Genomic DNA, 22,861 nt, shown 5'->3' with positions numbered 1-22,861 from the left:
GACCTAGTGCTACGCCGCAATCGAGCGGTCGTCCACGAAGCTGAACGCATTGGGCGTAGCGACCGCATCGGCGACCGGAAGCGGTCCTTCCTCGCGCATCAAATCGAATGTCGGCGCGGGAATGAGGAAGCTTTCGAAGGACTGAAAGCGCTTCGCGCCCTCCACCCAGAAGGGCGAGGATATCGGCAGGTCGCTCGAAGCGGTCATTCAATGGCCGACCTTCGCGACCAGTGTCCAAGCGGTCGACACGCTGATTGCCCCGGACAGCATCGACGGGAAAAACGAAATGCTCCAGCGCTATCCGACGATCCGTAAAATGGCGCCGGAATTCCTGTCGACGTTCGTGTTTCGTGGCCACGCCGTGGCGGCGAATCTCCTGCGCGCGCTGTCCATGGTCGCCGATCTGTACCGCAAAGGGAAAAGAGCGATACCCGACAGAGCTCCCATATCCTTTGCGCCGAAAGGCTGGATGCCGCTCATCCTCCAGGATGGCAAGATCGATCGCAGGGCCTATGAACTCTGCCTGTTCAGCGAATTGAAACGCCGCCTTGATGCCGGCGATGTCTAGGTCGGTGATGCGGACCGCAGGCAGACGGTTCTCCACCTTCGGTTTCAGCGACTTCGCGATGTCCGGAAACATGGCCTTGTGCGGCGTGACGCTGAAACCCGCGCCGGCCAATTCGACATCGTCGACCTCGCCCTTTCGAAACGTCCTTCAGCGGCTTCTGAACCTCCCGGACGGAACGGGTGATGCGGGCGGTCGCCTGATTGTCGGCTCGCCGCGTCATGGCGCCGATCAGTTTCTTGAACACGTCGATTGCGCAATCGGTCAGATGGCGGGAAAGATGCAGGACCGTTGCAGCCAGCACGGCGTGCCGGCGTTCGGGGTTGAGGTCGCGCAAATGCTGAGCGCTCATCCGGATCCCTTCCGCGGCGAGTTCGTCAAAAACCTTGGCCGGAATGCGCTCCATCAGTTCCATTGGCAGGTTCAGTGACCGAAGAAACTGGACGCGTTCGGCTATCCTGTCGAGATTGATGGCGCTAGGCGACAATGCCGGTGTTCGCGCCCATGCAAGAATGGTCACGTTCGTCCCCGCACGCGGGTCGAGAAGTTTGTCGAGGTCATGCTTCTGACCGTCCGAAAGCCCACCAGCCAGGGCCCGGTGTGCGATACGAATTCCGCGCCGGATTGCAACGTGGATGATGGCTTCGAGCGCGCCGCGCGCTGGCAGGAGAATTCGCCGGCGTCGTAATTCCTCCACAACCATATCTGCCAAAACATCCGCCCGGCGCAGGGTTTGCGCCGCGGGCGTCAGCCAGCCTGTCAGTGCCCGCACGTCCGAAGGCGCAAATGGGCGCATCTTCATTTTCTCGAAAAACAGGGCGAGGTGCTCGCGGCGTGTCTGCGGACGTTCGAAATATCGGTCGATTTCGCGATGATCGGCACCGATCTGCCGGCTGGAAATCGCAACATCGCCAGAACGCAGGCCAGACCCAACCGGTTCGACGCCTTGTTCTGCCACATGATCAAATCGAGATCCGATTGGTCCAGCGTGTAGTGTTTGGCGATCTCCCGTTCGTCATCCGGGATCGCTGTTGCCTGGCTCCACCACGTTTCACTCAGCAATGCTCTTCGAGCCATTCATCACCCTACCTTTCATTGCGGACGCTGCACCGAAATGGAAAATGCCTGTCCGGGAAACGGTCGTTTGGCGGCGTCCACAGGTTTTGTCCGCAAACCTTGCTATTTAACGGCAAATCGGACATACGGACAAATTGCACCTTATGACCGCTATGGGCTATGCGAGGGTCTCGACGGGGGACCAGGATACAGCGTTGCAGCTCGACGCCTTGCGCAAAGCGGGTTGCGAAAAGCTGTTCGAGGACAAGGCATCGGGTATGAAGACCGATCGTCCGGGGTTAGCCGAAGCCATACGTTATGTTCGGGATGGCGATACGCTCACCGTCTGGAAGCTCGACCGCCTCGGCCGATCGATGAAGCATCTCATCGACATCATCACCGAATTGGAGGCCAAAGGTGTCGGCTTCCGGTCCATCACCGAAAACATCGACACCACGACATCCGGCGGTCGCCTAGTGTTCCACCTGTTCGGGGCACTGGCTCAGTTCGAGCGCGATCTCATCCGGGAAAGAACCCGGGCCGGTCTGCAAGCGGCGGAAGAGCGGGGCCGGCGTGGTGGTCGCCAAGCAGTCGTGACATCGGAGAAGCTCGCAAAGGCCCGCCAGCATCTGGCGGCCGGTCTGAATGTCCGCGAAGCTGCCGCTCGCGTGAAGATTGGCAAGACCGCACTCTACGAAGCGCTCAAAGCCGAGAAATCAGCCGCCTCTACTGTCAAACCAGCATAATTCCGCGTCCGCTCTCAAAAGTCGGCCAGAATGGGCGTTTGCGGGAGTGGAATTCTATAAAGCCAACCTAAGTTGGTAGAAAGCAGTATGGCATAAGGAAAGTATGAATGGTTGAGAATAATTACGATGCATTTGCAACCGCCTATCAAGCAGACAATGAGGACAACGCTTGGAATGCCTATTACGAGCGGCCAGCAATTCTGTCGATGGTTGGCGATGTCAACGGACATCGGGTGCTCGATGCGGGATGCGGTGGTGGAGCGCATGCCGCAGCTCTCCTTGATCGATGGGCAATACTGACAGGTATCGATTCGAGTGCGGGCTTATTGGAGATCGCACAACGTCGCCTTGGAGGGCGCGCGCGATTGCTGTTAGCTGACCTCAACGAGGTGTTGCCCTTTGAAGATGGCGCTTTCGATCTGATACTAGCTTCGCTTGTCATGCATTATTTGCCCGACTGGTCTCTGCCTCTCTCAGAGTTCAACCGTCTGCTGTCCGACGGCGGCCGTCTGGTGTTCTCCACACACCACCCCTTCATGGATCACCAGTCAGCCGGTCGCGACAATTACTTCGAAACTTATAGTTTCAATGAGACGTGGAAGCGCGACGGAACGGATATCGAAATGCGCTTCTGGCATCGGCCACTCCACGCATGTTTGACGCTCTCAAGTCGACCGGTTTTCAGATCGATATGCTGAGCGAACCGCAACCCGATCCGCGCGCCCAGTCACTCTTCCCAGACGCATACAGTAGCCTGAGAACCAAGCCACGATTCATCTTTTTCTCAGCCGCGAAATTATGAACCCGGTACGATTGGTCGAGATACAGTGATTCCCCGCAGCAGATTTCATCTTGTCCCGCAAACGGCGCACTCAAGGTGAAAAAACCAGCCTTTTACGCCGTCAAGCGCAGTGTTCCATATCCGTTCTCAAATGTCGGACAGATTCACCACTTTCGTGTCGGGACCCCATATAGTGCAGCATGTCGAACGGCGTGATGCAATTTGGTGGTTTCTTTCCCGGCGCAATTGCTTTGTGTTGTCGGTGAGCGAGGAGCGTCACCCCATATTATTGCTGAGTGCGGTTTCGAGCGCGGTCATACCAAGCCACTCGGCGTCACAAAATTCCCCATGCCCGGTAGCGCCCCCGCCCCGTCACCTCGCGGATGGCGAGCTCGGCGACGAGACCGAGCGCGGCGCGCTGGCTGATTTTCAGCTCGTCCGCGATCAGCCCCGCCGACACCACCGGCCGCGCCAGCACCAGCTCGATCAGCGCCGGCAGGCTCGAGTTCTTGCGCCGGTTCCTCAGCCGGCGCTCCATCTGGCTTTTGGCCAGCGCCAGCCGGTCGAGTTCCTTCAGTCCGGCCGACGCGGCTTCGGCGAAGCCGTCAAGGACGGCCAGCAGCCGGGTGGTCCGGACCGGGCTTTTGCGCTGGTCGCGCGGGACGGTCCGCAGTCCGGCATTGAGGCAAAAAAGATGCGAGCCGACTTTGCCGCGCTCCCTGAGCAGCGCGGCCACCAGCAGCGGACCGAGCCAATGCTGGTGCTGCAGCGGTTCGATGTCCTGCCAAGCCCCCCAGGCGATCGCCGCGGCCAGCACCGCCGGCATGTTTTCGCCGCGCAACGTGTCGACGACGGCGAGCCAGTCGGTCAGCCGCTGGTCCTCGTCCCAGTCGAGATCGCGGATCAGCGGCCCGAGATTGTTCGGCAAGGCCTCCCGCGCTGTCGTCCCCTGCCCTGCCGTGTCGACCTCCAGGCTGTCCGCCGCGCGCGGCGCGAACTTTTCGCCCGCCAGCAGCCGGCTGGAGCGGGCCAGCACGGCATCGATCTCCGCCAGTTCCTTGGCAAAAGCCTCCTCCTGGCCGCTATCTTCAGCAAGGCTTTCGCCGGCGTCGTCTTCCGCCCCGGCAGCGGCCGTCGCCGCATCGGGTTCGGAGCCGGCCCGTCCCGGACTCGCCCCGTCGCGCCCGCCCTGCCCTTCGCGGCCGCGCAGTGCCAAAATGCCAACGCGAGAAAGCGCCCACTCGGGTGGGTGCAAAAGAATGCGGCGGCGGGCGCGCAGCACGGCATGCGCCCGGGTGAGCTCGTGGGTCGGGGTGCGGATGTCCATATGGGCGTCGTGCAGGACGAGGTCTTCGACATCGACGAGCTCGCCGTCGAGCCACAGCGCGGACGCCGCGTCGGCAAAATGCTGGCGTTGCAAAAAACCGTCGCGGACCGGGCTTTTGTGCACGCGCTCGTCAAGGCGGGCCAAAAGGTCGTCGGCGCGGGCGAGCGGTCCGACCAGTGTGTTCAAGGGCAAGTTGGAAACATCATAAGCCATTGATTCCTTTGTATCTGATCTGCGTAATGGAAGCTATCCTCCCCTTAACTTCCGTCACAGGTGATGATCCTGCGAACAAAACTCACTATCGATAATGACCTCTTATCGACAGTGATTGATTTCGCCGCCCAAATCAGTCATTTTCGGCCCCAGGATGGCCGCCGGCGACGTCCCGCGCGGCCGCGAACGACATAGGGAGGCGGCTTTCCGCCGCACGAGAGAGGGCGCCCGGCATGTCCGACCAAAAACCCGTCCGCCTGCCCGACCCCGCTTTCGTCGAAACCGTGCTTGCTTCTCTGGAAGCGCAGTCGGCCGACGCCGAGCTCGCCCTGCCCTCAACAAGACCTTTCCGGGCTTTGCCTTCACCGTCGTGACGATCGACGATCCCTATTGGTGCAACCCTCACGCCGTTGTCGCTGCCGATGGCACGCGCTGTGGCGACCACCGTGCCTGGATCGAGAGCGGGCTGGCCGAACTTAACGGTGATCTCACCGCCTTCTGGAACCGGCATCGCAATGACGGGGAAAAATTCGCCGAATGGCGCGGCGCCAGCGCCTTCGCCTTTGCGCCGACCGGGCCGGGCGTCGCCGATTTTATCCAGCTCTCGCTCGGCCGCGAGACCGAGGTTTTGGCCGGACCCGTGGTCGATCCCGACTACCGCCCCCACAGCGCCGACCAGCTCTTCGAGCCGACCTGGGTTTTGCGCGATTCCGCTGCCGAGGCGCAGCAACTCGCAGGACCGGTCTACCGGCTGCGCGGCCGCGCCGGCGGCGGCATCGTTCACATGAGGAGTTTTTTGGCGCGCCGGGCTCGGATCGAACGCGAGCAGCGCGAGGCAAACCGTCCCGGGCTCGAAAACCGCATCATCCGTGAGGTCGGCCCCGACGGCACACGCGACACCGCGTTTTTAGACGCCAATCCGGACTGGTTCGATTTTGTGCCGCGCGAGAACCGCTTTTTTGCCGACTGGCAGCGGTCGAGCGCTGGCGCCCACCGGATTTTTGACCATTGGGCCTTCGACATCCACGATCTTGAAGATCGTGGCCAAAAACGCGAGATCGGTTTTATCCCGCGGCCGCTCAAAATGCCGGCAGAGCGGCTGCTGGTCGATGAAGGCGTGTCGGTGCACCGCCTGATGGAGCGGACCGAGGCGATCGACGCGGAGGTGGGCCTGCCCTTCGCCTGGTTCTTTTTTATGACGCACGGGCACTGGGTCGATCCGGACGTCGGCGATGCGATCGCGGAAGGCCTTCGCCAAGGACGGGTGCGTTTGCCCGATCGAGACGCCGCCGTGCTGCTCGCCTGGGCCGACAAAAAATATAAATATCTGTTCTGAGCCGCCGTCATGGATCTTCGCCTGCCAAAACCCGCATCCGACCAAAAACTGCGCCGTGCCGAGGCGCTCGATGCGCTGGATTCGGTGCTGCCATTCGACCGGCGCGATTTTCTGGCCGAACTTTTGACCGACGACGACGTCGCCACGCTGCGCCATCTCGCCAAGGAAGGCATCGGCGCAAATTCTTTGCGCGCCCTGGCCTCGGATCTCGGTTATCTCGAGGCCTGGTCGCTGGCCGCGACCGGTTTTTCGCTGCCCTGGCCGGCGCCGGAGGCGCTGCTGATAAAATTCGTCGCCCATCACCTGTGGGATCCTGCAAAGCGTGAAACCGACGTGTCGCACGGTATGCCGGAAGACGTGACCGCGGCGTTGAAGTCGGCAAAACTGTTGCGCGTCGATGGTCCGCACGCGCCGAACACCGTGCGCCGGCGTCTGTCCAGCTGGTCGACGCTGACCGGCTGGCGCGGTTTTGTGGGAAATTTCAACGCGCCGGGACTGCGCAGCGCGCTAAAACTGGCGGTGCGCGCCAGCGCCCGCCCCCGAGCGAGAAAAAGCAAAAAGGCGGTGACCGCCGACATTTTGACCGCGCTCCTAAAAGCCTGCGCCGGCGACCGTCTTGTCGACGTGCGCGACCGCGCTCTTTTGCTCATGGCGTTCGCGTCAGGCGGCCGTCGCCGCAGCGAGGTTTCGGCCCTGCGCATTGAGCAGCTAATCGAAGAGGATCCGGTGCCCGCCGATCCCAAACAACCGGAATCGTCTGAAAAACTGCTATGCCTCGCGATAAAACTCGGCCGCACCAAGACCACCGAGGCCGATACGGATGCCATGGTGCTACTGGTCGGCCGGCCGGTCGCGGCGCTACGGGAATGGCTGGACCGCGCGAACATCACCGAAGGCGCGGTGTTCCGCGGCGTCGATCGATGGGGCAATCTGGATCGCCGGGCGCTGACCGCGCAGGCGGTCAACCTGATCCTCAAGCGCCGCATCGCCGAGGCCGGGTTTGATCCGATGGCGTTTTCCGCCCACGGCCTGCGCTCCGGCTATCTCACCGAAACCGCCCGCCGCGGCATTCCGCTGCCCGAAGCCATGCAGCAGTCGCAGCACCGCTCGGTCCAGCAGGCTTCGAACTATTACAATGACGCGGAACGGACGCTCGGAAGGGCGGCAAGGATCATCGTTTAAGAAACCCGGACCGCCGGTTGCGGCGCCGTCAACCACCTCCATCCGCCGCTCGGCGCCAAAGCCCACCATCTCGCGCAAAAGATCAGCGTCAGGGGTCTTCACCACGAGCGTGGGCCGGTTCATCGTGTCATACCGTGGGTCCTTCAAATCAGGTTGGTGTGCGCAACCCGACGCTGCCGGCGAACGTCAATGCCCGCCGCTACGCCGCTCGCTACAGCGTCGTTGAGGGCGCGTTCGCGAGCGGCTTCGTTCCGCCGACTACACCATGCGGCGGGGCACGTCGAGAACAGCTCACGGTGCCGACCTCTGATGCGTTGGCTCCACGCCGTTCCGTATGGGACGCCGAACGACAATGCCCGTCAGCTTCGCAGACATACTGTTAGCTTTCGAATTCGTCAGTTCCGGGGGCACGGGAGAACATCAGGCCTTTCTGTGCAAGCAATCAGGCACGCTCTACTGGCAGTCCGAATTCACTGGTGATTTGGACGAATTGCCGGATGATATCGACGACAGCGACAAATACGTCCAAATCCCTGACAAGAGAAAACTCGAGCTGGGCAAGCCGCTAGCGTTGGACTTCGCCCGCGAATTCCTGCCAGACGAGGTCGGTGACGTTCGAGAAATCTTCAGCAAAAGAGCTGCGTACGCCAGATTCAAGAACCTGTTGCAGCGAAGGGTGCACTCGATCAATGGTACGATTTTGAGCGAATGCGCAGGAAAGACCGTTGAGGATGTGGTGCGATCTCAATTCGATCGAAGTCGGTGACTGATATCGGCCCCTCACATCCTGCGCCCACCGCTATCTCACTGAAGTTCCCGACGTGGATTCGGCTGTCCGAAGCATGCAGCAGTCGCGGCACCCGCCGTTCAGCAGCCCTCGATCTATTACAATGACGCGGAACGGTCGCTCGGGCCGCGCGGTGATCACATAGGACCAAGCCGATTGATGTTCCAGTCAGTGAGACGCTGCAGGTGAAGCGCGCGTTTCGTCGACCTCACCATTTTCCGCAGATAGGGCTCGCAGCACAGCTTCCGGCTCTCGCTCCATGATGCGAAGCAGCGTGCGCGCAGCGCCACTGGGCTGCCTCTTCCCCTGCTCCCACTTCTTGTAGCCGGACGGGCTGGTCCCGAGCACGGTCGCCATCTGGTCCTGTGTCAGGTCCAGCTTCTTGCGGATCGACTTCGCATCAACTGTGCCGATATCAACCGCGTGCACCTGCATTCCCGGAACGTCCTTACCCTGAGCGTGAGCCAGCGCCTCGGACATCGCCTGGATCAGGTCCGCTCCAAACTTCGTCATCTCGCTCATATCTTGCTCCTGTTCGCTGCCTTGATCGCTTTCGCGAATGCGGCTACAGCCTTGGCCTCTTCCGGCTTCAAATCGGTCTTCTCGTTCTTTCCATACGCCAGAAGGGCATAAATCGGCGCCTCATCGCTGTACCAGTAGTAAATCACGCGGGCTCCACCGCGCTTGCCCTTTCCTTTGGCGGCGAAACGCAATTTGCGAACACCACCCGCACCGGGAATTTCGTCACCCGCCTGGGGGTTGGCCGCCAGGAAATCAATCAGTTCCCTGCGCTCCTCTTCGGTGAAAAGTTCAGCGGTCTGCTTGATGAAGAGCGGTGTCTCGGCGACCGTCTGCATGCTGCTACTATAACCCATTGGGTTAGTAAGTGGCTTGCGCATCGGGAAAAAGTCAAGCAGTGTTCGCGACTATTGTTGCCGCCAAGCGCCTCCAATCGATCGTTTGTTGATATCTTCGGTGTTTGTACAACCCGATGCTGAGGGACGCCGCAAATGGCCCGTGAAGCGCAAGATCGACACTCCGGTCGACCACAGGGACGGCAAATCGGCTACGCGCGCGTGTCGACGGACGAACGAGCGACGGAGGCGCAGGAGATTGAGCAGCGATCGGCCGGCTGCGACAGGGGTCCGGTGCGTCGAGAGCCCGCCCTGCCCTATTGCGGTTGATCAGCGATATCGCGCCGGCGATGTCTTGGTCGTTGTGCGTCTCGATCGCCTTGCGCGCTTGGTCAGCCATCTTCTTCAGGTCATCGAGGATCTGACTGATAAAGGCGCGCACTTCCGTTCTCAGCGAGATCCGATCGACACGTCGACGCCACAGGGCATGTTTTCGCTGCAGGTACTCGGCGCCGTTGCCCAGCTCGAGCGTGCGTTGATTCGGAGCGGACCAAGGCGGGCATCATCGCTGCACGATCGAAGGGGCGGCTGCCAGGCAATCCTGGTATCCGGGAGCGCAGGCCCGAAGCCCTGGCGAAGATGACCGCGGTGCAAAAGTCGGCTTGGCCGACGGCTACAATCAACGATGAACCAGTGGCTTCCGACGGTCCGCCGGATGCGACCAGACCACAATTGGTACGATATCGCTCGGGTCCTGAAGCAGCGCGGCCTCGACTGGACGCCTGAATCCGCTGCAGAACATTCCTCAGTTTACGGTCCGTGGCTGACGCTCAACATTCCCGAGCCGCTTGTACGCCGCCCAGGCGTCAGCTGGAACCGCGACCGCCAAAGCTCCATAGGGCGGATCAAAACCGGCGTGCCTCATCATGATCTGCGCCCGGTCTGTCGAGGCTGCGGCGCAACGCATCGCTGATTTCCAGTCGTGATTCGGTGCGCACAATCTTGCCCGCCGTCTGCGGATCGACGGCAGCGGCTTCAGCTCCGGTTCCGGTCGTCTTCGACGCATCAAGCTTTGCCCGCAACAAGGCCATCACCATCGGCCAGACCGAGAACTTTCCGGCTTTTGCTCGGTTCGTCAGGCTACGCAAATAGCCGCCGGCGCTGTTGATCTGGTCCTGCCGCTGGTAGATCGCGGCAATGGTAATCGCCGCCTGCTGCTCACCCATGGCCGTCCACGCTTCCTCCCAGGCGCTGGCGCTGATGCCCATGGCCGGCCGGGCAACCTCAGCCGCGGCCAGAAATTCACGCCAGTTGCGGATTCCGCCGCCGCCCTTCACCAGCCAGAGCATGTTCGGGCAGGCGTCCAGCACAATCCCTAAGGGCAACTCGCGCTTTGGCAAGCTCCGTACGTTGTCGATGTCCGCAACGTTGGCGCCCGCTTCCTCTTTATTTCCTAAGCCACATTCAGATTCAAATTTAGAGTCTGGTTTTGAATTCTGTATGTGGCGTCCGTTTTGGGACTCATTGGCGTCCACTTTCTGTGTTTTTACAAATGATTCCAATGCTTCACGCACTTCAGCCCAAATGCCCTCCAGATCCTCGGCAATGGCTTCGAAGGTCTGTCTGGGGGCGGTGCGTGGTATCTGGCCGACAATCGCCTGGTAGGCCTGCTGGACCCTGCCCCAGTTCGCCGGCACGCCTTCCTCGATTCCAGCGTCGATCATCTTGACGATGTCCCGCCGACATATGGTTAGCCGCTCCTTAACGAGCCGAAAGGCCTTCTTCTCAGATCTGACCGCTTCCGCCAGCTCCTTGAACTCCTCTGCGCGCGCGACGATCGGCGAAATGTCGAAGCCATAGGCTTGCTCGATCTCGCCCCCCTGCCCTTTCCGGGCGAAGCGCTTGCCGTTGGGGCTGTCCCGACGGATGATCAATCCGCACTCCACCAGGACGGCCAGGTGCCGCCGCAAGGTCGTTGGCGGCATTCCGTTGGCGCGGCGGATAAGCTGCTCGTTTGATGGCCAGACGATCAGCTCGCTGTCGCCATAAAGCGCCGTGTCCGGATGGAACGACAACAGCGCGTCGAGAATGGCCAAAGCGCGATCAGAGGCGCCCAGAGCGATCCTGGCATCCTTGATATCTTGGAAGACGTGCCACTTGTGGACGGTCGCGTCCTTCGACACCGCCCTTGCGGTGACTTGGCTTGAAATCATGCCAAGCGTCATCGGCCGCCGCCCGAAAGGCGTCGTTGAAAAATGCGTTTCCATTGTCTTTACCTGTGTTCAGGCAAAAGAAATCCGCTCGCCAAAACGGCCCGGGGCTCGATCAGCCCTTGACGGTGATTCCCGGAAATGCGATTCTCTCAGTTGCGACACTACAGAGAAGGGCTTCCGGAATTCGTTTCGGTGGCCTTTTTCTTTTGCGGTTTCGTATTTTCCTTACATATGCTCCGTCTTTTGGAACTCTTGATAAAAGCGCTCTAGGTGTTCCGAGAGATACGCCCCAAACCGAGACGCGTCCTGGGCCCTCAGTGCCAAAGTAAAGCCCTTCCCAGTGTCCTTTGTTGCGACTTTCACGGCATTACCCGCAAGTGACCAAGACCTTCCCGCAGGCTTGGCTACCGCGGTTTTTTTGCTCTTCGCCTTCTTCTTCAGGTCGTCGAGCAAAACTGCGAAGCGCTGGTCGGTCTCGACACTCGCAAACTCGTCGCTTCGAATTAGATTTGACGCCTGGGCCGATTTGCCAGGCAATTGGAGAAGTTTCTTGAGCTCCTCCCAGCGATCCCTCCCAACGCCTCTCGCGGCGCCCAATGCATCCAGAACATGTTCGGGAACGTGCTCCGCAACTGCCAGCATTCGGGACAGGAGCGTATCGTCGATTGTAAGCGCGCTTTTGACCGTCTCCTTGTCAATTCCGGAGCTGGTCAGTTTACGTGCAAAGAGGGCCTTCTCGATGAAAGTGAGGTCGGAGCGGGCGGTGTTTTCCTGCCCCTGTGCGATCACATGTGCGATGTCCTCGATCGGCTTGACGACGGCCTTCACAGCGATGCCGAGCTGACGGGCAGCGCGAGCACGGCGATGGCCGTAAACAATGACAAAGCGGCCAGAAACATCTGGGTGAGGCCGAACGAGGATAGGCGAGGACTGACCAGCCTGCTCAATAGCCGAGACCAACGCGGAAAAATCCTCGTCGTTGCTGGCAATCCGATCCGCGAAAGGGGAGGCCTCAAGGAGGTCCGGATCAAGGGATACGATCGTTTCGCCCTCTAGGACGCGCATAGAGTTTTCCGCCATCTCATCGAGAGACTGCATCATCGAGCGCGTTGCGCCACGACGGGCATATTCGGCCCTGCTCTCCGATGAATTGCTTTGCGGCTTCCGGTCGCCCACGGTCGCCCCGATGTTGGCCAAGAGGTGCTTTCTAGCCATTTGCACCCTCCATTCTCGTATTTAGTGCGCTGATTTTGCGAGGTTTTTTGCGGTTCTGCACGGCTGTCAAGAAAGCGATCACTTCCGCCCCCATGCTTTGTGTATCAGCGAGACAATCTCGCTATTGACTGCGTTGAGGGACTCCATCGCACGGTCATACGTTGAACGCGTGAACTGGCTGCGCTCAACCTCATAAAGGGTCTGCTTGGTAATACCGGCATCAGATATGGCGGTGGACTTAACCATCTGATTGGTGAGCATCCGCTTGTTGAACATCGCCTGCATGAAACCAACCATCTGTGCCTGCGGCCCGTCCGTCGGCTCGTATCTCGTCACCAGATAGCGGAACCACTTCAGCCGGACTTTCGCCCCGACCCCCTTTATCGACTGCAAGATCCCGCCAAGCATGAGCAGGAACTGGCTCATCGACATGATGTCGAGCATCTGCGGATGGACGGTGATAAGAACAGATGTGGAGGCTGTTAGCGCGGTGAGCGTGAGATAGCCCAACTGAGGAGGGCAATCGATCACAACCACGTCATACCGATCATCGACCTCTTTAAGGGCCTGCGTAATGCGGGTGAAGAACATACGCCCTTCAGGCGAATTTTTGTTCGAAGCAGCTAGTGGTGTCTCGTACTCGTATTCCTGGAGTTCGAGGTTCGCCGGGACGATGTCGAGCCCCGGAAAATTCGTCGGTTGAATCACGTCCTTGATCGACCTGCGTTGATCATCGTACCGAAGCGCCTCGAAAAGCGACGGATTCTTGTCAAGTTCGGGCTGCATCCCATGAAGAGCAGTGAGTGAGGCCTGTGGGTCGAGGTCGATCGCAAGGACACGATGGCCAGTGAGAGCGAGGTACTGGGCAAGATGGGCCGTGGTGGTTGTCTTTCCACTCCCACCTTTGAAATTCACAACGGAGATAACTTGAAGGCCTTCGGCGCCGCGCCGGTGAGGCACATAGCGCTTAAAATCAGTTCTGCCGTGTTTGTCGAGGAAGGCGCGCAACTCCATCATCTGCGCCGCCGTGTACGAGCGGCGGCCGGACTGTGATACGAGCGGCTCCGGCCCCTTTCCCTCAAGATGTAGTTTCTTGATATGGTTTTGCGTCACGCCAAGAAAATCGGCAACCTCGACCGAGGTAAACAGCCGAAGGCCTTTCTCAGCATCCGGCGGATACTGCTCCAGGCGCAGCATGTTGAGCTTGTCCGAGATGAGTTCACCCTGCTGGAGAATCTCCTCGTCAAAGTCTATGTCCAGGTCGAAAGTCTGCGCCACGTTCAATTTCACCGCCCCACTTGGAAATAACGCTTTTCCGGGTCCATATGGCAGGAAAGCGTGATTACTATGTGCGATTCGACGGTAGCCGCAAGGCGTTTTTGGTTAATGAGAAGTTAACATGTTGCGGGACCATTCACGCCCAGACCGGATTCTCCAATAGTTATCCGTAAGTTAGGTCGATTCCCGCTGTTCGCGACCGTGGGCATGAAATGCAGATTTGCACCTCTTCATCAACACGTTAGCTCCTGCCTGCTCTCGAATTTCCGTAGCTAGACGGTCGATTCGGCAGAATCACCGCCTGCAAATCTGCACGTAGGCACACGCCCAACGAGATGTTTTGTCTCCGCATGACGTGTTCATGCGGAGATCATAATGCGGATACTGACCGTCTCGCCCGACCTTTACGGCCGCCATCCAAGTTTTCTGAAGCAGATGTTCCGTCTTCGCGCAGCGGTGTTCGGCGGCCGTCTCGAATGGGACGTCTCTGTGACCGCGGGGGAAGAGCGCGATCGCTACGATGATTTTAAGCCGACCTACGTTCTGGCAGTTAACGAGCCTGGGATGGTCGCCGGTTGCGCCCGTCTTCTTCCGGCTTCCGGGCCGACGATGCTCAAGTACATATTTCCCGAACTGCTCGAAAAGGGTTCTCTGAACCCGCATCCAGAAATGGTCGAAAGTTCGCGCTTCTGTGTCGACACGTCCCAGACCGCGGGCAGGGAAGGGGGCCAATTACATCTTGTGACACGCACCTTGTTCGCCGGCATCATCGAATGGTCGATGGCGAATGGTTACAGCGAGATCGTCACCGCGACCGATCTCCGCTTCGAGCGGATCCTCAAACGTGCCGGCTGGCCGATGCGACGGCTCGGCGAACCTGCAGCAATCGGCGACACGATGGCGGTTGCCGGAAGCCTTCCAGCCGATCGCGAGCGCTTTGAGCAGGTCTGTCCTCCCGGCTACCGTTCGATAATCTCCGACGGCGCACCGATCAGGAGCGCCGCGTGACCCAACTCCGCTCGCATTCGCGTCTCGTCCGCAAACTTCAGGAAGCTCTCGGCGACCATCTCTGCGTTGCACTCGAGGACGCGACGGTGGTCGAGATCATGCTCAACCCCGATGGCAAGCTCTTCATCGAACGCCTGGGTCATGGGGTCGCTTCGGCGGGCGCGATGACCCCGGCCGCGGCGGAGGTGATCATTGGCAGCGTCGCCCACGCGCTGCAATCTGAGGCCGACGGCGAGCAGCCGATTATCTCCGGCGAACTGCCGATTGGCGGGCACCGCTTCGAGGGCTTGCTGCCGCCGGTCGTTTCCGGACCGGCCTTCACGATCCGGCGGCGCGCGTCGCAGCTTATCCCGCTTTGCGACTACGTGAAGTCGAAGGTTATGACCGAGGCGCAGGCCTCTGTCCTGCGCAGCGCGATCTCGTCTCGCATGAACATCGTGATCTCCGGCGGCACGGGCTCGGGCAAGACGACGCTTGCCAACGCGGTCATTGCCGAAATCGTCGCCAATGCGCCGGCCGATCGGATGGTCATTCTGGAAGACACCGCCGAGATCCAATGCGCAGCCGAAAACGCGGTATCGCTTCACCCAAGCGACACCGTCGACATGGCGCGGCTTCTCAAGAGCACCATGCGATTACGGCCTGACCGAATCATTGTCGGCGAGGTCCGCGACGGCGCGGCGCTCACGCTGCTCAAGGCGTGGAACACCGGGCATCCTGGCGGCGTCACCACCATTCACTCGAACACAGCGATGTCGGCTCTGCGCCGGCTCGAGCAGCTGACCGCGGAAGCGAGCCAGCAACCCATGCAGGAAGTAATCGGGGAGGCCGTCGATCTTGTCGTTTCCATAGAACGGACGGGGCGGGGGAGGCGGGTCCGCGAGGTCATCCATGTCGAGGGCTTCAGCAACTCACGATACCGAACCGAACACTACGCCCAGATCGACGAGGACAGTCATGTCGCGTAAGACACAAATCACCCTGGCCTTTGCGGCTTTGGCCGCGTTCTCCTGCGTCAGTCTGACGGAGCCAGCCCTTGCCTCCTCAGGCGGCGGTCTGCCGTGGGAATCTCCCCTGCAGCAGATCCAGCAGTCCATCACCGGGCCGGTCGCTGGCTTCATTGCACTCGCCGCCGTCGCGATCGCCGGCGGCATGCTGATCTTCGGCGGCGAACTCAACGATTTCGCGCGGCGGCTCGTCTATGTCGTACTCGTCGCCGGCATCCTGCTCGGGGCCACGCAAATCGTCGCCCTGTTCGGCGCAACGGGCGCCTCGATCGGAGAGGCGCGGTCACAGGCCTCGATTGCAGCGGCAGGGGAGGGGGCGGATGGCTGAGTCAGGCGCCAACCTCGCGCGTTCACGCGTGCACAGGGCGCTTTCGCGCCCCAACCTGCTCATGGGAGCTGACCGGGAGTTGGTTCTGCTTACCGGCCTCGCTTCGGCGATCCTGATCTTCGTCGTGCTGACCTGGTATGCCGCGCTCTTCGGCGCGGCGATCTGGTTGGTGGCGGTTGCTGCATTGAGGATGATGGCGAAGTCCGACCCTATGATGCGGCGGGTCTATCTCCGTTACATTTCTTACAAGTCGTACTACCGGGCGACATCGACGCCATGGCGCAGGTTTTGAGGCGCTGATGGTCGCACTTAAGTCTTTCCGCCAATCTGGACCATCCTTCGCCGATCTCGTTCCCTATGCAGGTCTCGTCGACAACGGCGTCATTCTGCTGAAGGACGGTTCGCTGATGGCCGGCTGGTACTTTGCCGGCCCCGACAGCGAGAGTTCGACGGACGCGGAGCGCAACGAGGTCTCGCGGCAGATCAACACCATTCTCGCGCGCCTCGGATCGGGGTGGATGATCCAGGTCGAGGCCGTGCGGGTGCCGACGTCCGATTACCCCGACGAAGCCGACTGCCATTTCCCCGACCCGGTCACGCGGGCCATCGACTTCGAGAGACGGCTCCACTTCCAGCGAGAAAGCGGACATTTCGAGAGCCGGCATGCGCTCATCCTGACGTGGCGGCCGCCGGAGCCCCGGCGCTCTGGCCTCGCACGCTATGTCTATTCCGATCCGGCAAGCCGATCGGCGTCCTACGCGAAGACGACGCTCGACACGTTTCGCGCCTCGATCCGCGAGATCGAGCAATATCTCGGCAATGTCGTCTCCATTCAGCGGATGGCGACGCGCGAAGTGGACGAGAGGGGCGGATTTCGGGTCGCCCGCTATGACGAGCTGCTCCAGTTCGTCCGCTTCTGCATCACAGGCGAAAACCATCCCCTTCGTCTGCCGGACATCCCGATGTATCTAGACTGGCTGGTCACGGCCGAGCTGCAGCACGGCCTGACCCCGCTTGTGGAGAACCGCTTCCTCGGGGTCGTCGCCATCGACGGCCTGCCAGCGGAGAGCTGGCCGGGCATCCTGAATGCGCTCGATCTGATGCCGCTGACCTATCGCTGGTCATCGCGCTTCGTCTTTCTGGACGAACAGGAGGCACGGCAGAAGCTGGAGCGGACCCGCAAGAAATGGCAGCAGAAGGTGCGGCCGTTCTTCGACCAGCTCTTTCAGACCCAGAGCCGCTCGGTCGACCAGGACGCCATGATGATGGTCGCCGAGACCGAGGACGCCATCGCCGAGGCCTCCTCCCAGCTCGTCGCCTACGGCTACTACACACCGGTGATCGTCCTGTTCGATGAAGCACAGGCTCGACTTCAGGAAAAATGCGAGGCGATCCGCCGTCTTATCCAGGCCGAGGGGTTTGGGGCGCGTATCGAAACGCTGAATGCGACCGACGCCTTCCTTGGAAGCCTGCCCGGCGTCTCCTATGCCAACATCCGGGAGCCCTTGGCCAACACTCGAAATCTTGCCGACCTCATCCCGTTGAACTCGGTCTGGTCGGGCAGCCAGGTGGCACCTTGCCCTTTTTATCCGCCGGGATCACCGCCGCTGGTGCAGGTCGCGAGCGGGAGCACACCGTTCCGCTTGAACCTGCATGTCGATGACGTCGGCCACACCCTGGTCTTCGGTCCGACCGGGTCGGGCAAGTCGACGCTGCTGGCGCTGATCGCCGCGCAGTTCCGGCGCTATGCAAGCGCCCAGGTCTTCGCCTTCGACAAGGGTCACTCCATGCTGCCGCTGACGCTCGGCGTCGGCGGCGATCACTACCAGATCGGGGGCGAGGCTTCCGGGGGAGGGGAGGGGGGCTTCGCCGGGGCTCGCCTTCTGCCCTCTCGCAGAGCTCTCCAGCGATGGCGACCGCGCATGGGCGGCCGAGTGGATCGAAACGCTTGTCGCGCTGCAGGGCGTCAGCGTCACGCCGGACTATCGCAACGCCATCTCCCGGCAGATCGGTTTGATGGCGCAGTCGCGCGGTCACTCGCTCTCGGACTTCGTCTCCGGCGTGCAGATGCGCGAGATCAAAGATGCCCTGCACCACTACACGGTCGACGGCCCCATGGGGCAGCTTCTCGACGCCGAGGAGGACGGTCTGTCACTCAGGGCGTTCCAGTGCTTTGAGGTGGAAGAGCTCATGAACATGGGCGAACGCAACCTCATACCCGTCCTGACCTATCTCTTTCGTCGCATCGAGAAACGCCTGACAGGAGCGCCCAGCCTCATCCTGCTCGACGAGGCCTGGCTGATGCTCGGGCATCCGACCTTCCGCGACAAGATCAGGGAGTGGCTGAAGGTGCTGCGCAAGGCGAACTGCGCCGTCGTACTCGCAACGCAGTCCATCTCCGACGCCGAACGCTCCGGCATCATCGACGTTTTGAAGGAAAGCTGCCCGACGAAGATCTGCCTTCCGAACGGCGCTGCGCGCGAGACGGGAACGCGCGAGTTCTACGAGCGGATCGGCTTCAACGAACGGCAGATCGAGATCGTCGCGACCGCTCTGCCGAAACGCGAATACTACGTCGCCTCGCCGGATGGCCGCAGGCTGTTCGACATGGCGCTCGGTCCTGTCGCCCTCTCCTTTGTCGGAGCGTCGGGCAAGGAGGACCTCAAGCAGATTCGCGCCCTTCATTCCAAGCATGGGGCCGCGTGGCCCCTCGAATGGCTCCAACAGAGGGGGATTGCCGATGTCGCATCATTCTTTCCCAAAGCGTAGCGCCCATGCCGCGGTTGCCGCGGTGCTGATACTGGGCACTGCCGTAGCGCCGCCGGTCGCGTATGCCGGCGGCGTGACGGGGCAAGCGACTGAATGGACCCAGCTCGCCAACAATGCGGAGCTCGTCAGCCTCGTCGGCAAGTCGGCCGAGCAGGTCAACAACCAGATCAAGCAGATCACCCAGCTTGCCGAGCAAATCCAGAACCAGCTCAATATCTACAACAACCTGCTCCAGAACACCGCGCAGCTTCCGGGCCACATCTGGGGACAGGTCGAGAATGACCTGAAGAGCCTGCAGAACATCGCCGCACAAGGGCAGGGCGTCGCCTTCTCCATGGCCAATATCGACGACGTATTGAAACAGCGCTTCCAGAGCTTCGCCGACATGAAGAGCAACCTGCCGGACGGCACAAGCTTTTCGTCGACCTACCAGAGCTGGTCGGACACCAACCGCGACACGATCGCCGGAACTCTGAAGGCGGCGAACCTCACGGCGGAAAAGTTTTCGAGCGAGGAATCCACCATGTCCTCGCTGCGCTCAATGTCGGAATCGGCAGACGGCCAGATGAAGGCGCTGCAGGTCGGTCATCAGATCGCCACCCAGCAGGTCGCGCAGATGCAGAAGCTGCGCGGGCTCGTCTCGCAGCAGATGACCATGATGGGCACATGGTTCCAGTCCGAACAGGCGAGACAGGACCTGGCCCAGGCCCGCCGCGAGCAGTTCTTCAACGCGCCCAACCGCGATATCCGCAGCGGCCAGACGATGGAGCCGCGCTGGTGAGCCCGCGCATCCTAATCGCCCTCGCGGTGGCGGGTATCGTCGCCTTCGGAGCCAGCATGATGTTTTGGGTGGTCGTGCAACCGAACGCCACGAGTGAAATGCCGGACGCGGCGCCGGGCGCGGACGCGGCGCGTCGAGAGCACCGGGAGCGCTTTTTCAGCGGCGATCCGGATCGCGATGTGCCCGGCGGGCAGGAGATGAAGCCCCGATGGTGATTGTCCGTCGCTCCCGCGCGCTCGAAACGACCTTCATCGTGATCGCCATCGTGTTGCTCGCAAGTGCGCCGGCGCTTGCACAGCAAGGTTCGGTCCTGACAACACTGGAGAACCAGGTCGTCACCGCCGCCAAGGGCTGGGAGACGACGGTGATGAACGCGGCACGCTCCCTGTTCTGGATCCTCGCCGGCATCGAAGTCGGGATCGCCGCGGTCTGGCTGGCGATCAACGCGGCCAGCCTCGACGCGTGGTTCGCCGAACTGGTGCGTCGGGTCATGTTCATTGGCCTTTTCGCCTTCATCCTCGACCGGGGACCGGCCTTCGCCAAGGCCGTGGTCGACAGCCTGTTCCAGATCGGCGCCGGCGGCGGCTCGGCTTCACCCGCCAACACTTTTGATGCCGGCATTCGCGTCGCATCCAAGATGTCCGAGCAGGCGCAGTTCGGCCTGTTCGAAGACAACGCACTCGCCATCGCAGCGGTCTTCGCAATGGTCGTGGTCGTCGTCTCCTTCTCTCTGGTGGCCGCGATCTTCGTGGCCGTCATGGTGGAGATGTATGTCGGGCTTCTCGCGGGGATGATCATGCTTGGACTGGGAGGCTCCTCCTACACCAAGGACTTCGCTGTCCGTTATCTGGTCTATGCCTTTTCCGTCGGCATGAAGTTGATGGCGCTCGTTATGATCGCCAAGATCGGCTCGGACATCCTGCTCGGCCTGGCCGAGGCGCCGACCGCGACCTCCGATCAGTTCATCACCACGCTCGCCATCGCAGGCATATCGGTCGTCGTGTTCGTCATCGCCATGTACGTCCCTCCGATCATGCAGGGCGTGGTCCAGGGCGCGTCGATCGCCGGCGGCATGGAAGCGATCCGGCACGGGGCCCAGGCCGCGACCTTTGCCGCCGGCGGCGCCTTCCTCGGGGCGAGCGCTGCGTACAGGGGCGCGCAGACCGCGAGTGATGCAAGAGCTGGCGGGTCGTCGATGGCGGGTGCCGCACTTCGTGGGATGGCCTCTAGCGTCGGCAGCGCCGGATGGGCCGCCGGCTCGGCGGCCAAGGAAAAGGCGATCGCGTCGCCCGGCGCCTATGCAGGCTCTCTGCTGGGGCTTGCCAACGCCAAGCTCGACCAGAGCCGGCAATCGGGCAGGCGTACATCCTCCCGGCCTGTGCCGCCGTCGATCGATGACAGTAAGTGAGGAGACCGTACGGCATGGCCTCAGGCAATCCGCCCGAAAACCCCTATCTTGCCGCCCGACAGGAGTGGAACGAACGCTATGGCTCCTATGTCAAGGCCGCCGCCGCCTGGCGCCTTGTCGGCATCGCCGGCATGACCATGGCGGTGATCGGCTTTTCCTATGCGCTCTTCCAGAGCACGCAGGTCAAGCTGGTGCCGTACATCGTCGAGGTCGACAAGCTCGGCACGGCCTCGAGCTCCGGCTTTCCGGAGCAGATCGAGTATGCCGATCCCCGCGTCGTCAGGGCAACGCTCGGCAGCTTCGTCTCGAACTTCCGCAGCGTGACGCCGGATGCGGTTGTGCAGAAGCAGTATATCGACCGCACCTATTCGCATCTGAGAACCTCCGATCCGGCCACCGAAAAGGTCAACGCCTGGTTCCGCTCCTCCTCGCCGTTCGAGAAGGCGAAGACCGCGACGGTCGCCATCGAGGTGAACAACATCGTCGCGCTGTCCAACCAGAGCTACCAGATCGACTGGACCGAGTTCGAACGCGACCGCAAGGGCAAGGAGACCGCCGTACGGCGGTTCCGCGGCGTCGCCACCGTCACGCTTACGCCTCCGCAGGACGAGGCCATTATCCGTTTCAACCCGATCGGTCTCTATCTCCGCGATTTCGACTGGACTGCGCAGCTTTGAAAGGCATGGCCCGTATATGAGCTTCAGAACCAAAATAGCCCGGGCCACGCTGAACGCCCTCGTGATCGTATCCACGACAATGGCGTCGCCCTTCCTCCTCTCTTCGGAAGCCCTCGCCGATGGAGTGACTGCCAATGAGGCGAAGGGCATCGGGATTTCCGGCCAGTGGCGTGGATCGCGCGGCCTTGTCACGAAAGGCGCCGACGGAAAGGTCGTCTTTCTCTACGGCGAGATCCAGCCCTCGGTCGTCTGCTCACCGCTGCAGGTGTGCGATATCGAGCTTGAGGCCGGCGAGGCTGTGCGCGACGTTCTCGTCGGCGACACGGTACGCTGGAAGGTCGAACCCGCGACCTCCGGGGCCGCCGGTGGCCAGGCGATTCACCTGATCGTCAAGCCATCCGAGCCCGGTATCGTCACCTCGATGGTGGTGACGACTTCTCGACGCACCTATCACATTCAGCTCAAGTCGCACCAGACGCAGTACATGGCGCGCGTCGGTTTTGAATATCCCGAGGACGTGTCAATGAGGCTCGCCGACGTCAACGCCCGCATGGAAGCAAGCTCAATCCCTGGCGCCGGGGTTCCGGCCGAGCAGTTGCAGTTCGGCTATTCGATTTCGGGCAGCACCAGATGGCGGCCCAGCCGCGTCTATAGCGATGGCATCAAGACTTACATCCAGTTTCCAAGCTCGATCTCCGGCCAGGACGCGCCGGTCCTCTTCGTCATCTCCGGCGGCCAGAACCGTATCGTCAACTATCGCATGAAGAACGATATGATGATCGTCGACTATCATGTCGATAAGGCTGTACTCGTCTCCGGCGTCGGCTGGAAACAGGAGAAGGTCACGATCCGGCGGGGAGGGCGGTGATGCCTATCTTCCGCTCGTTTCGCTCGCTCGCCGCTGCGGTCACGCTCGCGGTTTTCCTTTCCGGTTGCCAGAGCCTTGGCCCGGGCCGCCTCGTCGCCAGCAACGCGCCAGCCGACATATCCGGCCCGGCCGCAACTTCGATGGCCGGGGATATGGTGAGCCGCCTTGCAGAGCACGTCGGGCCAGGCACTGGGACCATCGCGTTGAAGCAGGATGGTTCGCCCTTCGGGCAAGCTCTGGAGGCGGCCCTCAAGGGGTGGGGATACGCGGTCGTCACCGACCAGACAACCGACAGCGGCACGACGATCGTCCCGCTTGCCTATGTTGTCGAGCCGTTCGAGGGCCAGGTCCTCGCGCGGCTGTCGACGAGTAGTGTCGAGCTCGGTCGTGCCTATGAGATAACTACCACGGGCGCATCGCCGGCGAGCCCGCTCTCCGTGATGCGTCGCGGATAGGGGGAGC

21 protein-coding genes and 5 pseudogenes are annotated in these 22,861 nt (G+C 61.4%); 18 read left to right on the top strand and 8 right to left on the bottom strand.

Annotation, left to right across the window (positions count from 1 at the left end; translation table 11 throughout):
- Nucleotides 1-9 precede the first annotated feature (9 nt).
- Nucleotides 10-207, bottom strand: a complete 198-nt coding sequence (locus ACIU1A_RS00230) for a hypothetical protein (protein ID WP_404924727.1) — start codon at nucleotides 205-207, stop codon at nucleotides 10-12.
- Between ACIU1A_RS00230 and ACIU1A_RS00225 the strand changes: the two are divergent.
- Nucleotides 167-565 (top strand): annotated as a pseudogene (locus tag ACIU1A_RS00225) (Tn3 family transposase); the annotation flags it as partial. The gene ACIU1A_RS00230 and the pseudogene ACIU1A_RS00225 overlap by 41 nt on opposite strands.
- Before the next feature lie 136 nt (nucleotides 566-701).
- Here the strand turns inward: ACIU1A_RS00225 and ACIU1A_RS00220 are convergent.
- Nucleotides 702-1,642 (bottom strand): annotated as a pseudogene (locus ACIU1A_RS00220) (DUF4158 domain-containing protein); the annotation flags it as partial.
- A gap of 143 nt (nucleotides 1,643-1,785) precedes the next feature.
- Here ACIU1A_RS00220 and ACIU1A_RS00215 point away from each other — a divergent pair.
- On the top strand, nucleotides 1,786-2,367 hold the full coding sequence (locus ACIU1A_RS00215; protein WP_404924705.1) for a recombinase family protein: 582 nt from the start codon (nucleotides 1,786-1,788) through the stop codon (nucleotides 2,365-2,367).
- Nucleotides 2,368-2,474: 107 nt separating this feature from the next.
- Nucleotides 2,475-3,169, top strand: a pseudogene (locus ACIU1A_RS00210) (class I SAM-dependent methyltransferase).
- 313 nt (nucleotides 3,170-3,482) lie between these two features.
- Here the strand turns inward: ACIU1A_RS00210 and ACIU1A_RS00205 are convergent.
- A complete protein-coding gene (locus ACIU1A_RS00205) occupies nucleotides 3,483-4,688 on the bottom strand; it encodes an RHE_PE00001 family protein (RefSeq protein WP_404924704.1) in 1,206 nt (401 codons plus the stop codon).
- 370 nt (nucleotides 4,689-5,058) lie between these two features.
- Between ACIU1A_RS00205 and ACIU1A_RS00200 the strand changes: the two genes are divergently transcribed.
- The 3 genes from ACIU1A_RS00200 to ACIU1A_RS00190 all read left to right on the top strand — a co-directional run bounded on the left by ACIU1A_RS00200 (nucleotide 5,059) and on the right by ACIU1A_RS00190 (nucleotide 7,972).
- On the top strand, nucleotides 5,059-6,024 hold the full coding sequence (locus tag ACIU1A_RS00200) for a hypothetical protein (RefSeq protein ID WP_404924703.1): 966 nt from the start codon (nucleotides 5,059-5,061) through the stop codon (nucleotides 6,022-6,024).
- 9 nt (nucleotides 6,025-6,033) lie between these two features.
- A complete protein-coding gene (locus ACIU1A_RS00195) occupies nucleotides 6,034-7,206 on the top strand; it encodes a tyrosine-type recombinase/integrase (RefSeq protein WP_404924702.1) in 1,173 nt (390 codons plus the stop codon).
- A 352-nt stretch (nucleotides 7,207-7,558) separates the two neighbouring features.
- On the top strand, nucleotides 7,559-7,972 hold the full coding sequence (locus ACIU1A_RS00190; RefSeq protein ID WP_404924701.1) for a hypothetical protein: 414 nt from the start codon (nucleotides 7,559-7,561) through the stop codon (nucleotides 7,970-7,972).
- A 189-nt stretch (nucleotides 7,973-8,161) separates the two neighbouring features.
- On the opposite strand, the gene ACIU1A_RS00185 is transcribed toward ACIU1A_RS00190, so the two are convergent.
- Nucleotides 8,162-8,515 (bottom strand): DNA-binding transcriptional regulator, encoded by a 354-nt coding sequence (locus ACIU1A_RS00185; RefSeq protein ID WP_292255026.1) that lies wholly within the window; start codon nucleotides 8,513-8,515, stop codon nucleotides 8,162-8,164.
- A complete protein-coding gene (locus ACIU1A_RS00180; protein WP_404924700.1) occupies nucleotides 8,512-8,850 on the bottom strand; it encodes a type II toxin-antitoxin system RelE/ParE family toxin in 339 nt (112 codons plus the stop codon). The genes ACIU1A_RS00185 and ACIU1A_RS00180 overlap by 4 nt, the downstream gene beginning before the upstream one ends.
- Nucleotides 8,851-9,003: 153 nt before the next feature.
- Between ACIU1A_RS00180 and ACIU1A_RS00175 the strand changes: the two are divergent.
- Nucleotides 9,004-9,634, top strand: a pseudogene (locus tag ACIU1A_RS00175) (recombinase family protein); the annotation flags it as partial.
- Between the two features lie 118 nt (nucleotides 9,635-9,752).
- Here ACIU1A_RS00175 and repC read toward each other — a convergent pair.
- The 3 genes from repC to repA form a co-directional block, all read right to left on the bottom strand.
- On the bottom strand, nucleotides 9,753-11,114 hold the full coding sequence (gene repC / locus ACIU1A_RS00170; RefSeq protein ID WP_404924699.1) for a plasmid replication protein RepC: 1,362 nt from the start codon (nucleotides 11,112-11,114) through the stop codon (nucleotides 9,753-9,755).
- 171 nt (nucleotides 11,115-11,285) lie between these two features.
- A complete protein-coding gene (gene repB, locus ACIU1A_RS00165; protein WP_404924698.1) occupies nucleotides 11,286-12,275 on the bottom strand; it encodes a plasmid partitioning protein RepB in 990 nt (329 codons plus the stop codon).
- Nucleotides 12,276-12,353: 78 nt separating this feature from the next.
- On the bottom strand, nucleotides 12,354-13,565 hold the full coding sequence (repA, locus tag ACIU1A_RS00160) for a plasmid partitioning protein RepA (protein ID WP_404924697.1): 1,212 nt from the start codon (nucleotides 13,563-13,565) through the stop codon (nucleotides 12,354-12,356).
- Between the two features lie 363 nt (nucleotides 13,566-13,928).
- Between repA and traI the strand changes: the two genes are divergently transcribed.
- The 11 genes and pseudogenes from traI to trbH all read left to right on the top strand — a co-directional run bounded on the left by traI (nucleotide 13,929) and on the right by trbH (nucleotide 22,854).
- A complete protein-coding gene (traI, locus tag ACIU1A_RS00155) occupies nucleotides 13,929-14,561 on the top strand; it encodes an acyl-homoserine-lactone synthase TraI (protein WP_404924696.1) in 633 nt (210 codons plus the stop codon).
- A complete protein-coding gene (trbB, locus tag ACIU1A_RS00150) occupies nucleotides 14,558-15,529 on the top strand; it encodes a P-type conjugative transfer ATPase TrbB (RefSeq protein WP_404924695.1) in 972 nt (323 codons plus the stop codon). Before traI ends, trbB begins: the two co-directional genes overlap by 4 nt.
- Nucleotides 15,519-15,896, top strand: coding sequence for a TrbC/VirB2 family protein (locus ACIU1A_RS00145; RefSeq protein WP_404924694.1), 378 nt, complete (start codon nucleotides 15,519-15,521; stop codon nucleotides 15,894-15,896). Before trbB ends, ACIU1A_RS00145 begins: the two co-directional genes overlap by 11 nt.
- Nucleotides 15,889-16,188 carry a conjugal transfer protein TrbD gene (locus tag ACIU1A_RS00140; RefSeq protein ID WP_404924693.1) on the top strand — a complete coding sequence of 100 codons (300 nt, stop codon included), beginning with the start codon at nucleotides 15,889-15,891 and terminating at the stop codon, nucleotides 16,186-16,188. The genes ACIU1A_RS00145 and ACIU1A_RS00140 overlap by 8 nt, the downstream gene beginning before the upstream one ends.
- 7 nt (nucleotides 16,189-16,195) lie before the next feature.
- Nucleotides 16,196-18,665: pseudogene (locus ACIU1A_RS00135) on the top strand (conjugal transfer protein TrbE).
- Complete coding sequence (trbJ, locus tag ACIU1A_RS00130; protein WP_404924692.1) at nucleotides 18,637-19,446, top strand: P-type conjugative transfer protein TrbJ; 810 nt, start codon at nucleotides 18,637-18,639, stop codon at nucleotides 19,444-19,446. Before ACIU1A_RS00135 ends, trbJ begins: the two are co-directional and overlap by 29 nt.
- A complete protein-coding gene (trbK, locus tag ACIU1A_RS00125; RefSeq protein WP_404924691.1) occupies nucleotides 19,443-19,661 on the top strand; it encodes an entry exclusion protein TrbK in 219 nt (72 codons plus the stop codon). The genes trbJ and trbK overlap by 4 nt, the downstream gene beginning before the upstream one ends.
- Complete coding sequence (trbL, locus tag ACIU1A_RS00120) at nucleotides 19,655-20,854, top strand: P-type conjugative transfer protein TrbL (protein WP_404924690.1); 1,200 nt, start codon at nucleotides 19,655-19,657, stop codon at nucleotides 20,852-20,854. The genes trbK and trbL overlap by 7 nt, the downstream gene beginning before the upstream one ends.
- Before the next feature lie 14 nt (nucleotides 20,855-20,868).
- Nucleotides 20,869-21,531, top strand: a complete 663-nt coding sequence (locus tag ACIU1A_RS00115; RefSeq protein WP_404924689.1) for a conjugal transfer protein TrbF — start codon at nucleotides 20,869-20,871, stop codon at nucleotides 21,529-21,531.
- A 16-nt stretch (nucleotides 21,532-21,547) separates the two neighbouring features.
- Nucleotides 21,548-22,399 carry a P-type conjugative transfer protein TrbG gene (gene trbG, locus ACIU1A_RS00110; RefSeq protein ID WP_404924688.1) on the top strand — a complete coding sequence of 284 codons (852 nt, stop codon included), beginning with the start codon at nucleotides 21,548-21,550 and terminating at the stop codon, nucleotides 22,397-22,399.
- Nucleotides 22,399-22,854 carry a conjugal transfer protein TrbH gene (gene trbH, locus ACIU1A_RS00105; protein WP_404924687.1) on the top strand — a complete coding sequence of 152 codons (456 nt, stop codon included), beginning with the start codon at nucleotides 22,399-22,401 and terminating at the stop codon, nucleotides 22,852-22,854. The genes trbG and trbH overlap by 1 nt, the downstream gene beginning before the upstream one ends.
- Nucleotides 22,855-22,861: the final 7 nt, after the last annotated feature.

The sequence above is a fragment of the Mesorhizobium maamorense genome (genome assembly GCF_044998965.1).
In the GTDB taxonomy this organism is placed as follows: Bacteria; Pseudomonadota; Alphaproteobacteria; order Rhizobiales; family Rhizobiaceae; genus Mesorhizobium.
The sequence above is the reverse complement of the archived record's forward strand: the minus strand, read 5'-3'. Positions and strand labels throughout refer to the sequence as shown.